Raw genomic sequence first — 12,969 nt, forward strand, 5'->3', positions numbered from 1 at the left:
TCCTCGTCGACAGGCCCGGAGTGCAGCCTTGTTGCGTTGGCTTCCAGACATAAAAAACCCCGGCCAGAGCCGGGGTGGACAGGGGCTTACTTCGCGTTATCAGGGCTTGGTGGCCGGAGCCGTTGCCTGATGGGTCGCGCTGTGGCCGCCGGCAGCGCCTTTACCTTCAAACTGGAAGGGAGGACGCACCCAGTCGCTGTGACGCGGCGCTTCTGGCTGCCATGCCGGAGCTGGCGCTTTGGTCATCGGCGCGCTGGCATGGTATTTACCAGCCAGTAAAGCGTCGCTGGACGTTGCGGTTGCTGCGACGGCTGGCGCGACATCACGAGCCGGAACCGGCGCATGCGGTTCGCTAACCGGCAGCGTCTCTTCCGGTTCAATCGCTGGCGCATTCAGTACCTGCTCGACCTGGGCCGCAGTCTCAGCGCTTACGTCGCTGGCCTGCTGCTTGTCTGCTGCTGACGGCGTTGCTTCAGCGAGCTGCTGCTTATCCGCTTCTGACGGTGCTGCTTCTTCAGCGGCCTGCTGTGCGGCTTCTGCTGGCGCAAAGGTTGCCTGCGTCGCTTCCGTTGGTGCGGTTTCCACCGGCGCCGCTTTTGCCTGCGTCGCTTCCGCTGGCGCGGATTCGGTGGCATCAGCAGCATCATCTGCCGGCTGCGCCTGAGCGGCAACCTGCGCGGCGCGAGCTTCGGCAGCGGCCGGGATCACGGCTGGCTCTTCATTGACCGGCACGTCGATCGCCGAGGTGTCGTGGGTATCCACCGGCGTTATCGGCGCATCAACCTGCTGCGGCGCTACTTCATGTACCGCATCCTGCGCGGATTGCTGTTCAGCCTGCGTCGGCTGAGCGGCGCTCTGCTCAGCGGCTTCGCTGGCGGCAACCGGTAAGGCAACGGCGGCGGCAGTTTCAACGCGACTGTAGTCCGGCGCTTCCTGCTGTACGTCTACTGCCTGAGCGTTATCGCTGCTGGCCTGTACTACCGGATAGCGCACCCAGACTTTGCCTGAAGCCATTTCCGGCGAGGCGGCGGCACAGGCGACAGGCATCGGAGACTGCGTCGGATAACGCTCATCACGGTAACGGCGACGACGCTGTCCGCTTACGCGCAGGTGACGCGGAGAACGGCGTGAACGACGCGGCATATTGCCGTTGTCACGGTTTTCCTGCTCTTCCTGCTGCTCTTCAGGCTGTTGCGCCTGCGCTTCTGGCGCGGCCTCGAACATCGGCGCTTCGGTCGGCGCGGCTTTTACTTCATCCACGACTGGCGTTTCGGCAACCGCTTCTGCGCTAACCACGCGCACTTTCTGCGCCAGCTGACGCGGCTTACGACGCGGCATTACCTGTACGCGCTCTTCCGTCAGGTTCTCTTCGCTTTCTTCAGCTACGCTAGCTACCGGCTGCGCCTCTTGCTGAGCGGCGGCTTTGGCTGCTTCCTGCTGTTGGCGACGCTCTTCCTGACGGCGACGCTGACGTTCGGCACGCTGCTCGCGACGCTGTTGCTGCTGTTCTTCACGCTGCGCGCGCGCTTCATCAGTCAGCGTGTTTTGCGTTTCTTCGCGTACTTCAGCAGTGGCCTGCTGACGTTTGTTGTTACGACGCGGTTCATCACGCGTCTCACGGTTATCACGCGCCTGCTGTGCGTTTTCCCCGTTGCGATCGCGGTTACGGTCGCGGCGGTTATTGTTGTTGCGGCGATTGTTGCCTGGACGGCGCTCACGTTGCTGCGTTGTCTCAGATTCAGACTCAGGCTCGTCGCTGGCTGGCTTAGCCTGCTGCGGCTGCTCGGCGGCGACTGGCGCGGCCGGCTCAGCTGCAAACAGTTTTTTCAGGCCGCCAAACAGACGTCCGATAATGCCGGTGGAGGCGGCGGGCTCAGCTGCGGCCTGTTTCGCTGCGGCAGGCTGGGCGGTTTTTTCACTTTCAACCGCGGCTTCCTGCGGAGCAGGCGGCGCATCCGGCATCACAAAGGCGGCCAGCGCAGGCTGCTCAGGACGACGACGTTCGGCCTGCTCATTTTCGGACGGCAGCGCCATCTCCGCTTCATGCAGTTTCGGCAGATGATAGCTGAGGGTCTGCGTCTCTTCACCGCTGCGAACGCGCAGTACCGAGTAGTGCGGCGTCTGCATCTGATCGTTTGGCACGATAATCGCGCGCACGCCGCCCTGACGTTTTTCAATGGCGTTGACGGCATCGCGTTTTTCGTTCAGCAGATAAGAGGCGATCGGCACCGGTACAATGGCGTGAACTTCTTTGGTGTTCTCTTTCAGCGCTTCTTCTTCAATCAGACGCAGAATAGAGAGCGACAGCGATTCGTTATCGCGAACGGTGCCGGTTCCGCTACAGCGTGGGCAAACATGATGGCTCGATTCGCCCAGCGAGGGGCTAAGACGCTGACGAGACATCTCCAGCAGGCCGAAGCGGGAAATATGGCTGATCTGGATACGGGCGCGATCCTGACGCACCGCTTCACGCAGGCGGTTTTCTACCGCGCGCTGGTGGCGCACCGGGGTCATATCGATAAAGTCGATAACGATCAGGCCGCCAAGATCGCGCAGGCGCAGCTGGCGAGCAATTTCATCGGCTGCTTCAAGATTGGTGTTAAAGGCGGTTTCTTCGATATCGCCGCCGCGCGTGGCGCGTGCGGAGTTGATATCAATCGCGGTCAGCGCTTCAGTGCTGTCGATGACAATCGAGCCGCCGGAAGGCAGACGCACTTCACGCTGGAAGGCGGATTCGATTTGGGATTCAATCTGATAATGGCTGAACAGCGGGATTTCACCGGTGTACAGTTTAATTTTGCTGCTGAAATCAGGACGGCCGAGGGCGGCGATATGCTGGCGCGCCAGATCGAGTACCTTCGGGTTATCAATCAGGATTTCGCCGATGTCAGGGCGCAGATAGTCGCGGAAGGCGCGAACGATAACATTACTTTCCTGATGAATCAGGAAGGGAGCCGGGCGATTTTCCGCCGCTTTCTTGATCGCTTCCCAGTGTTTCAGACGGAAGCTTAAATCCCACTGCAGCGCTTCAGCTGATTTGCCGACGCCGGCGGTACGCACGATTAAACCCATGCCGTCCGGCAGTTCAAGCGAAGAGAGTGCCTCTTTCAGCTCGGTGCGGTCGTCGCCTTCGATACGGCGTGAAATACCGCCAGCGCGTGGGTTATTCGGCATCAGTACCAGATAGCTGCCCGCCAGGCTGATAAAGGTCGTCAGGGCCGCACCTTTATTGCCGCGCTCTTCTTTATCGATCTGAACGATGACTTCCTGACCTTCGCGCAATACATCTTTAATATTGGGACGGCCATGAGCGTTGTAGCTGGCAGGGAAATACTCGCGGGAAATTTCTTTAAGCGGAAGGAAACCGTGTCGTTCAGCGCCGTAATCAACAAATGCTGCTTCCAGACTCGGCTCAATGCGGGTGATCTTACCTTTATAGATGTTCGCCTTTTTCTGTTCGTGTCCGGGGCTTTCAATATCCAGGTCGTACAGACGTTGTCCATCCACTAAGGCTACACGCAACTCCTCCTGTTGAGTTGCGTTTATTAACATTCTTTTCATCGTAACGTACTCGTTATTCTTACGTGAGTGACTAAGCTGCGGGCTAAGTAACACTGGACGAAGAATAACCGACGGCCCCGTGTCTTATCGCTTCATCGTCAACCTCACGGTTGTCGGTCGCTCAAGGGGCGCAAAAATCTCGGCAGCCTGTTTTTATAAGGAAAAACAGCGCTCGGATGAGGGAACCGCCACTGAATTTACCAGAGAGAGTCAATCCCGTCTTATCGTCCAGGCTGCAACCCGCAGCCCGCTAAATGCCTGATTTCACAATACGTCTTACGCCATTGCTGCGTGTATGTGCTATCCGGCAAAATTTCTTAATTCGCTATTTATGGTTTCCTGACGGTCGACGCTCAGGAGACCAGGCCATTATTCCATTGCTAACCTTGTTATAGCAAGGTGACTTTTCATTACTGATAAACTTTCTTGCAGCATTACGCGTTCATTTTGCAGGCTTTTTCACCACCACTATGAAAAAGTATGAAACAAGCCGCAGAATTGGCGGTACGTTGTCAGTTAAGCACAGAAAAAGAAGTGGCGCTATTATCCGCCACTCATTAGAATCGCCGCCCATGAATATGAATACGCCATCGGTACAAATCGTCGCCATTTCCGCGGAAGAAGCGGGACAGCGCATCGACAATTTTTTGCGCACGCAGCTTAAAGGCGTGCCGAAAAGCATGATTTATCGCATTTTGCGTAAGGGCGAAGTGCGTGTGAACAAAAAACGCATTAAGCCGGAATATAAACTGCAGGCCGGGGATGAAGTCCGTATTCCGCCGGTACGCGTCGCAGAGCGTGAAGAGGCGGCTATTTCGCCTAAGCTTGAGCGTGTCGCCAGCCTGACTGACGCGATTCTTTATGAAGATGAATATATCCTGATATTGAATAAGCCCTCCGGCACGGCGGTGCACGGCGGCAGCGGATTAAGCTTCGGCGTGATTGAAGGGCTGCGCGCCCTGCGTCCGGAAGCGCGCTTCCTTGAGCTGGTGCATCGTCTGGACCGCGATACCTCCGGCGTGTTGCTGGTGGCGAAAAAGCGTTCCGCGCTGCGTTCGCTGCATGAGCAGCTGCGTGAAAAAGGCATGCAGAAGGATTATCTGGCGCTGGTGCGTGGGCAGTGGCCTTCGCATGTCAAAGCGGTACAGGCGCCGCTGCTGAAAAATATTCTGCAGAGCGGCGAGCGCATCGTCCGCGTCAGCAGCGAAGGCAAACCGTCTGAGACGCGATTTAAGGTAGAAGAGCGCTATGCGTTCGCCACGCTGGTGAAGGCCAGCCCGGTAACCGGGCGTACCCATCAGATTCGTGTGCATACGCAGCATGCCGGCCATCCCATCGCCTTTGACGACCGCTATGGCGAACGCGAGTTTGACAAGCAGCTAAGCGCGACCGGCCTGCGTCGTCTGTTCCTGCATGCGGCGGCGCTGACCTTTAATCATCCGCACAGCGGCGACAGAATGCGTATTGAAGCACCGCTGGACGATGAACTGAAACAGTGCCTGGCGCGGTTGCGTAAACCAGCGTAATTCCAGGTCGGTATAAGAACCTAATGCGGCGGCCTGCGCCGCATTAGGTTATAGCAAGCGCTTGCTCCGTTTAACGCGCCGTGGTTAACGGATTGATACCCACCCCACGCAGCATATCGCACAGCGCGATCAGCGGCAGCCCGACTAATGTATTTGGATCGCGCCCCTCCAGCCGATCGAATAAGGTAATCCCTAACCCTTCGCTTTTAAAACTGCCGGCACACTGTAACGGCTGTTCAAGGGTGACGTAGGCATTAATTTCCGCTTCGCTTAATGGGCGAAAAAAAACGCGAAAAGTTTCATAAAGAGAAAGCAGACGTTTTTCTTCAGCGCCATAAAGCGCCAGGCCGGTATAAAAGGTAATAACGTTTCCGCTGGCGGCGCGTAGCTGCGCGCGCGCATTTTCTTCCGTATGCGGTTTACCGGTTATTTTCCCCGCCAGCACGCATACCTGATCGGAGCCGATAATCCAGCCGTGCGGATAATGCGCAGCCAGCGCCTGAGCCTTGGCCTGCGCCAGTCTTTCGACCAGCTGCGGCGCGCTTTCATCCGGCAGCGGCGTTTCATCCACCTCGGGCGCAGCGGTAATAAAAGAGAGGCCGAGTTTATTTAACAGCGTCTGACGAAAGGGGGAGGTTGAAGCTAAAATCAGCTGAGTCATAATTTTTCAGTTAAAATATAGCGAATCGGATGCAGACATTTTAAACTGTCCGCCGCATTGGATGCGAATACCAAGTGAAAGATGCTGTTAAACAGCCTTTTTCTTTGACTCTCTGTCGTTACAAAGTTAATATGCGCGCCCTATGCAAAAGGTAAAATTACCCCTGACAATTGATCCGGTTCGCGCCGCTCAAAAACGCCTTGATTATGAAGGCGTGTATACACCTGTACAGGTGGAGCGCGTGGCCGATACCGTTGTTAGTGTGGACAGTGATGTACAATGCGTTATGTCGTTTGCCGTTGACAACCAGCGTTTGGCTGTTCTGAAAGGAACCGCTGACGTTAGCGTCACGCTGAGCTGTCAGCGCTGCAACAAACCATTTGCACATCAGGTTCACGTAACGTATTGCTTCAGTCCTGTCGCAGATGATGCGCAGGCTGATGCGTTGCCGGAAGCCTACGAGCCGATCGAGGTCAACGACTTCGGTGAAATCGATCTGCTGGCGGTGGTTGAAGATGAAATTATCCTCGCCCTGCCTGTAGTACCGGTGCATGATTCTGAACACTGTGAAGTGTCCGACGCGGACATGGTCTTTGGCAAACTGCCTGAAGAGGCGGAAAAACCAAACCCATTCGCCGTATTAGCCAGTTTAAAGCGTAAGTAATAGGAGTAAGGTCCATGGCCGTACAACAGAATAAACCAACCCGTTCCAAGCGTGGCATGCGTCGTTCTCACGATGCGCTGACCACTTCCACTCTGTCTGTAGATAAAGTTTCTGGCGAAACTCATCTGCGTCACCACATCACTGCGGATGGCTACTACCGCGGTCGCAAGGTCATCGTTAAGTAATACTTGCGGCAACGCAAGGCGATACTTTGACACGTTTGACCCTGGCCATTGATGCTATGGGCGGGGACTTTGGTCCCTGCGTGACAGTGCCTGCAGCTTTGCAGGCACTGGCCTTACATTCGCAATTACAGCTTCTTCTGATCGGCGATCCCGCCGCTATCACGCCATTACTTGCTAAAGCTGATTCCGCTGTACAACGGCGTCTGCAGGTTATTCCTGCCGAATCGGTTATCGCCAGTGATGCCAAACCTTCTCAGGCTATCCGCCACAGCCGCGGTAGCTCTATGCGCATCGCGCTTGAGTTGGTCAAAGAAGGGAAGGCGCAAGCCTGCGTCAGCGCAGGAAATACTGGCGCGTTGATGGGGTTGGCGAAACTACTATTAAAACCGCTGGACGGCATCGAGCGCCCGGCGTTAACTACCGTGTTGCCAAACCAGCAGCAGGGTAATACGGTCGTGCTGGATTTAGGCGCTAACGTTGAATCTGACAGTGCCATGCTGGTGCAGTTTGCCATTATGGGTGCGGTGATGGCGGAAGAAATTTTAGCTATCGAACAACCGCGCGTGGCATTGCTGAATATCGGCCAGGAAGAGACCAAAGGGCTGAATTCGATTCGTGAAGCGGCGGAACAGCTCAGGGCATCGCCGCAAATTAATTATATCGGCTACCTTGAAGGCAATGATTTGCTGACCGGTAAGACTGATGTGCTGGTTTGCGACGGTTTCGTGGGCAATGTCACGCTGAAAACCCTGGAAGGCGTGGTAAGGATGTTCCTTTCGCTGCTGAAATCATCGGGCGAAGGGAAAAAACGGGCGTGGTGGATGAAACTGCTGGAGCGCTGGATTAAAAAACGTCTGGCGAAGCGTTTCGGTCATTTAAACCCCGACCAGTATAATGGCGCCTGTCTGTTAGGATTGCGCGGCACGGTGATTAAGAGCCACGGCGCGGCAAATCAACGTGCTTTTGCCGCAGCGATTGAACAGGCAGAGCAGGCGGTGCGGCGGCAAGTCCCGGAGCGGATTGCCGCGCGCTTAAAGGCTGTATTAGCCAGGAGTGATTGAGCGGACATGTATACCAAAATAATCGGTACGGGCAGCTATCTGCCCGCTCAGGTGCGGACTAACGCCGATCTGGAAAAAATGGTGGATACCTCGGACGAGTGGATTGTGACGCGTACCGGCATTCGTGAACGACGTATTGCCGCGCCCGATGAAACCGTTGCGACGATGGGATTCCAGGCCGCCGAGCGCGCGCTGGAGATGGCGGGCGTTGATAAAGGCGATATCGGATTGATTATCGTCGCCACCACCTCAGGCAGCCATGCATTCCCCAGCTCAGCCTGTATGATCCAGAATATGCTGGAAATTAAAGACTGCGCGGCCTTCGATCTGGCTGCCGCCTGCGCCGGTTTCACCTACGGTCTGAGCGTTGCCGATCAATACATCAAAAACGGCGCGGTAAAACATGCGCTGGTGATTGGCGCCGATGTGCTGGCGCGCACCCTCGATCCCAACGATCGCGGCACCATTATTCTGTTTGGCGATGGTGCGGGCGCCGTCGTGCTTTCCGCCAGCGAAGAGCCTGGCATCATTTCTACCCATCTGCACGCCGATGGCCGCTACGGCCAGCTGCTGACGCTACCGTATCATAATCGGGCGCAGCAGGATCAGCCGGCTTATCTCACCATGTCCGGCAATGAAGTGTTTAAGGTCGCGGTGACCGAACTGGCGCATATCGTTGATGAGACGCTGGCGGCCAATAATCTTGAGCGCTCAGAAATCGACTGGCTGGTGCCACATCAGGCTAACCTGCGCATTATTAACGCCACGGCGAAAAAGCTGGGCATGGGCATGGATAAAGTCGTCGTTACGCTGGATCGTCATGGCAACACTTCCGCAGCTTCCGTACCGGCGGCGCTGGATGAAGCGGTGCGCGATGGGCGTATTAAGCCGGGCCAGCTGGTGCTGCTGGAAGCCTTTGGTGGTGGATTCACCTGGGGCTCGGCTCTGGTTCGTTTTTAATCGAAGGAACAAAAGATGACGCAATTTGCAATGGTTTTCCCAGGTCAGGGTTCGCAAACCGTTGGCATGCTGGCTGAGCTGGCTGCGGACAACCCAATCGTGGAAGCGACGTTTAAAGAAGCGTCCGACGCGCTGGGTTACGATCTTTGGCAGCTGACGCAGCAGGGTCCAGCGGAAGAATTAAACAAAACCTGGCAAACGCAGCCTGCGTTGCTGGCCGCCTCGGTGGCGCTGTTTCGCCTGTGGCAGCAAAAGGGCGGCCAGCTGCCGTCCATGATGGCCGGACACAGTCTGGGCGAATATTCCGCGCTGGTATGCGCGGGCGTGCTGGATTTTGCCGAAGCGATCAAACTGGTTGAGCTGCGCGGGAAACTGATGCAGGAAGCGGTACCGGCCGGTACCGGCGCGATGCAGGCGATTATTGGTCTTGACGATGCCGCTATTCAGCAGGCGTGTGAAGAAGCCGCGCAGGGGCAGATCGTCTCGCCGGTGAACTTTAACTCGCCGGGCCAGGTGGTGATTGCCGGTCATAAAGAAGCGGTTGAGCGTGCAGGCGCGGCCTGTAAAGCCGCCGGCGCGAAGCGCGCATTGCCGCTGCCGGTCAGCGTGCCTTCTCACTGCGCGCTGATGAAGCCTGCCGCGGACAAACTGGCGGTTGCGCTGGAAAATATCACTTTTAACGCGCCAGCCTTACCGGTTGTGAACAATGTTGATGTAAAATGCGAAACCTCGCCAGAAGCGATTCGCAGCGCGCTGGTACGTCAGCTCTACAGCCCGGTACGCTGGACTGAATGCGTAGAATTCATGGCGGCGCAGGGCGTAACCTCGCTGCTGGAAGTCGGTCCGGGTAAAGTCCTGACGGGCCTGACGAAACGTATTGTTGACACCCTGACAGCCTCGGCGGTAAATGACTCCGCCAGCCTGGCAGCGGCGCTTGAACAATAAAGAGGATAAAAATGAGCTTCGAAGGAAAAATTGCCCTGGTAACCGGTGCCAGCCGTGGTATTGGTCGCGCTATTGCGGAAACGCTGGTGGCACGCGGTGCGAAAGTGATTGGCACAGCAACCAGCCAGAGCGGTGCGGACGCGATTAGCGCCTACCTGGGAGACAGCGGTAAAGGTTTGCTGCTGAACGTCACCGATCCGGCGTCAATTGAAAGCGTACTGGAAAATATCCGTGCCGAATTTGGCGAGGTGGATATTTTAGTCAATAATGCTGGCATTACGCGTGATAATCTTCTGATGCGCATGAAGGACGAAGAGTGGCAGTCCATTCTGGACACCAACCTGACCTCCGTTTTCCGCTTATCTAAAGCGGTAATGCGTGCCATGATGAAAAAACGCGTGGGCCGTATCATTACCATCGGTTCCGTTGTTGGTACCATGGGTAATGCGGGCCAGGCAAACTACGCGGCAGCAAAAGCGGGTTTGATCGGCTTCAGCAAGTCACTGGCGCGTGAAGTTGCGTCACGTGGTATTACCGTTAACGTCGTGGCTCCTGGTTTCATTGAAACCGACATGACGCGTGCGTTGAGCGACGATCAGCGCGCTGGCATTCTGGCCGAAGTCCCTGCAGGTCGTCTTGGCGACGCGCAGGAAATCGCCAATGCCGTTGCATTTTTAGCCTCTGACGAGGCAGCGTACATCACTGGTGAGACGCTGCATGTCAATGGCGGAATGTACATGGTCTGATAATTACGAAAATTATTTGCGTTAATTGCGGTAATAGCCGCAAAATAGCGTGAAATCGTGGTTGGACCAGCCGGGATTGAGTTGCATCTTTTCCAACTTTTTATACACTACGAAAACCATCGCGAAAGCGAGTTTTGATAGGAAATTTAATAGTATGAGCACTATCGAAGAACGCGTTAAGAAAATCATCTCCGAGCAGCTTGGCGTTAAGCAGGAAGAAGTCACCAACGAAAAATCTTTCGTTGAAGATCTTGGCGCTGATTCTCTTGATACCGTTGAGCTGGTAATGGCTCTGGAAGAAGAGTTTGATACTGAGATTCCGGACGAAGAAGCTGAGAAGATCACTACCGTTCAGGCTGCCATTGATTACATCAATAGCCATCAGGCCTAATGAACTACCATCAGGCGGTCACTCGACCGCCTGAGTTTTTATCCGTCCCACATAGTATCAATCTTTCCCTCCCTGGAGGATGAACGTGTCTAAGCGTCGTGTAGTTGTGACCGGTCTTGGCATGTTGTCTCCTGTCGGCAATACCGTAGAGTCAACCTGGAGTGCTCTCCTTGCCGGGCAGAGTGGCATCAGCCTGATCGACCATTTCGATACTAGTGCCTACGCAACGCGTTTTGCTGGCTTAGTAAAGGATTTTAACTGTGAAGAGATCATCTCGCGCAAAGAACAGCGCAAGATGGATGCCTTCATTCAATATGGAGTTGTCGCTGGCGTACAGGCCATGCAGGATTCCGGCCTGGTGATCACCGAAGAGAACGCGACCCGTGTCGGCGCGGCTATCGGTTCAGGCATTGGCGGGTTGGGGCTGATTGAAGAAAACCACGCGTCGCTGGTAAAAGGCGGTCCGCGTAAAATCAGTCCGTTCTTTGTGCCTTCTACCATTGTGAATATGGTGGCCGGTCACCTGACCATTATGTACGGCCTGCGTGGTCCCAGTATCTCCGTGGCAACGGCCTGTACGACGGGCGTGCATAATATCGGTCATGCGGCTCGTATGATCGCCTATGGCGATGCGGATGCAATGCTGGCTGGCGGTGCAGAGAAAGCCAGTACGCCTCTGGGCGTAGGCGGCTTCGGCGCGGCGCGCGCACTCTCCACGCGTAACGATAACCCGCAGGCGGCCAGCCGTCCGTGGGATAAAGATCGCGATGGCTTTGTGTTGGGCGATGGCGCGGGCATTATCATGCTGGAAGAGTATGAGCATGCTAAAAAACGCGGCGCGAAAATCTATGCCGAGCTGGTTGGCTTTGGTATGAGCAGCGATGCTTACCATATGACCTCTCCGCCGGAAGATGGCGCGGGCGCGGCGCTGGCAATGACCAACGCGCTGAAAGATGCGCAGCTGACGCCGGAGCAGGTGGGCTACGTTAACGCTCACGGCACCTCAACGCCAGCTGGCGATAAAGCGGAAGCGCGAGCAGTTAAATCGGTGTTTGGCGCAGCAGCGTCCAGCGTGATGGTCAGCTCGACGAAGTCGATGACCGGCCACCTGCTGGGCGCGGCAGGCGCGGTAGAATCTATTTATTCGATTCTTGCGCTGCGCGATCAGGCTATTCCGCCGACCATTAACCTTGATAACCCGGATGAAGGCTGCGATCTCGATTTCGTCCCTCATACCGCGCGTCAGGTTAAAGATCTGGAATATGCTCTGTGTAACTCCTTCGGTTTCGGCGGCACTAACGGCTCGCTGATTTTCCGTCGCGTGTAACAGCATCATTGCTACTTAAGGCCCGCTTTGCGGGCCTTTTTTACATCTGGACTATTCCGAGCGGCTCAGGGCTGTAACCTGAGCGCCAGATCGGTAAGCTTAGGCCAATACCGTCAGCAAACGAGCATGCACATGATTTGGATTAACGGAGAGCCTCAGCAGCAAATAGCGGTTAGCGACCGCGCGTTACACTATGGAGATGGCTGCTTTACCACGGCGCGTTTGCAGCAGGGCAGCATAGCCTGGCTGGAGGCGCATCTTCTACGTCTGCAGGAAGCGGCCTCCGTGCTGTTGATCGAGGGCGTGGACTGGACTTTATTAAAGCAGGAAATGCTGCATGCGGCAAAATGCTGGCAGCCGACTGAAGGCGTGCTAAAAGTCATTCTGTCACGCGGCTCCGGCGGGCGCGGCTACAGCGGCGCGGGATGCCATCAGCCGACGCGCATCATCATGCTTTTTGCCGCACCCGGTCACTATGCCGCGCTGCGTGAACGCGGCGCGCGCCTGATGACCAGCCCGGTGCGGTTGGGCATTAACCCCCAGCTGGCCGGGATCAAACACCTTAACCGGCTGGAGCAGGTACTGATTCGCACACAGCTTGAGCAGAGCGATGCCGATGAGGCGCTGGTGCTTGACACTAAGGGTAGGCTGGTGGAATGCTGTGCGGCTAATTTATTCTGGCGCAAAGAAAGTCAGCTGTTTACGCCTGCGATTAGTGGCGCAGGCGTCGACGGGATTATGCGCAGGCGGATCATCGCGCTGGCACGGCAGCATGGCTACGCGTGTCAGCTGGTGCAGGAAGCGCCGCAAACGCTGGCGAATGCGGATGAGGTTTTTATCTCTAATGCGTTGATGCCGCTGCTGCCGGTACGGCAGATTGACAGCTGGCACTATTCATCCCGTACGCTTTATCAGCGGTTGCTGCCAGATTGCTAATAATGG

12 protein-coding genes are annotated in these 12,969 nt (G+C 56.1%); 10 read left to right on the forward strand and 2 right to left on the reverse strand.

Annotated elements, in window-relative coordinates; all coding sequences use genetic code 11:
• Nucleotides 1-99: 99 nt before the first annotated feature.
• A complete protein-coding gene (gene rne, locus K6958_RS08535) occupies nucleotides 100-3,561 on the reverse strand; it encodes a ribonuclease E (protein ID WP_249894240.1) in 3,462 nt (1,153 codons plus the stop codon).
• A 572-nt stretch (nucleotides 3,562-4,133) separates the two neighbouring features.
• Between rne and rluC the strand changes: the two genes are divergently transcribed.
• Complete coding sequence (rluC, locus tag K6958_RS08540) at nucleotides 4,134-5,087, forward strand: 23S rRNA pseudouridine(955/2504/2580) synthase RluC (RefSeq protein ID WP_249894241.1); 954 nt, start codon at nucleotides 4,134-4,136, stop codon at nucleotides 5,085-5,087.
• A gap of 70 nt (nucleotides 5,088-5,157) precedes the next feature.
• On the opposite strand, the gene K6958_RS08545 is transcribed toward rluC, so the two are convergent.
• Nucleotides 5,158-5,748 carry a Maf family protein gene (locus tag K6958_RS08545; protein WP_249894242.1) on the reverse strand — a complete coding sequence of 197 codons (591 nt, stop codon included), beginning with the start codon at nucleotides 5,746-5,748 and terminating at the stop codon, nucleotides 5,158-5,160.
• A 142-nt stretch (nucleotides 5,749-5,890) separates the two neighbouring features.
• Here K6958_RS08545 and yceD point away from each other — a divergent pair, with 142 nt between their 5' ends.
• The 9 genes from yceD (at nucleotide 5,891) to pabC (ending at nucleotide 12,963) form a co-directional block, all read left to right on the forward strand.
• Entirely contained in the window at nucleotides 5,891-6,412 is a 522-nt protein-coding gene (yceD, locus tag K6958_RS08550) for a 23S rRNA accumulation protein YceD (protein ID WP_249894243.1), read from the forward strand.
• Nucleotides 6,413-6,426: 14 nt separating this feature from the next.
• Nucleotides 6,427-6,597, forward strand: coding sequence for a 50S ribosomal protein L32 (rpmF, locus tag K6958_RS08555; RefSeq protein ID WP_038626789.1), 171 nt, complete (start codon nucleotides 6,427-6,429; stop codon nucleotides 6,595-6,597).
• A gap of 26 nt (nucleotides 6,598-6,623) precedes the next feature.
• Entirely contained in the window at nucleotides 6,624-7,658 is a 1,035-nt protein-coding gene (plsX, locus tag K6958_RS08560) for a phosphate acyltransferase PlsX (RefSeq protein WP_249894244.1), read from the forward strand.
• Nucleotides 7,659-7,664: 6 nt separating this feature from the next.
• Nucleotides 7,665-8,618, forward strand: a complete 954-nt coding sequence (locus K6958_RS08565; protein WP_249894245.1) for a beta-ketoacyl-ACP synthase III — start codon at nucleotides 7,665-7,667, stop codon at nucleotides 8,616-8,618.
• A gap of 15 nt (nucleotides 8,619-8,633) precedes the next feature.
• Nucleotides 8,634-9,563, forward strand: a complete 930-nt coding sequence (gene fabD / locus K6958_RS08570) for an ACP S-malonyltransferase (protein ID WP_249894246.1) — start codon at nucleotides 8,634-8,636, stop codon at nucleotides 9,561-9,563.
• 11 nt (nucleotides 9,564-9,574) lie between these two features.
• The gene (gene fabG, locus K6958_RS08575) at nucleotides 9,575-10,309 is read left to right on the forward strand and encodes a 3-oxoacyl-ACP reductase FabG (RefSeq protein WP_249894247.1); all 735 of its coding nucleotides are present in this window, start codon (nucleotides 9,575-9,577) and stop codon (nucleotides 10,307-10,309) included.
• 154 nt (nucleotides 10,310-10,463) lie between these two features.
• Complete coding sequence (acpP, locus tag K6958_RS08580; RefSeq protein WP_085072106.1) at nucleotides 10,464-10,700, forward strand: acyl carrier protein; 237 nt, start codon at nucleotides 10,464-10,466, stop codon at nucleotides 10,698-10,700.
• Between the two features lie 85 nt (nucleotides 10,701-10,785).
• Nucleotides 10,786-12,027: a beta-ketoacyl-ACP synthase II gene (gene fabF, locus K6958_RS08585; RefSeq protein WP_249894248.1), complete on the forward strand. Its 1,242-nt coding sequence runs from the start codon at nucleotides 10,786-10,788 to the stop codon at nucleotides 12,025-12,027.
• A gap of 132 nt (nucleotides 12,028-12,159) precedes the next feature.
• Nucleotides 12,160-12,963: an aminodeoxychorismate lyase gene (gene pabC, locus K6958_RS08590; protein ID WP_249894249.1), complete on the forward strand. Its 804-nt coding sequence runs from the start codon at nucleotides 12,160-12,162 to the stop codon at nucleotides 12,961-12,963.
• The last annotated feature ends 6 nt before the right edge of the window (nucleotides 12,964-12,969 follow it).

This window comes from Mixta hanseatica (assembly GCF_023517775.1).
Classification (GTDB): Bacteria; Pseudomonadota; Gammaproteobacteria; order Enterobacterales; family Enterobacteriaceae; genus Mixta; species Mixta hanseatica.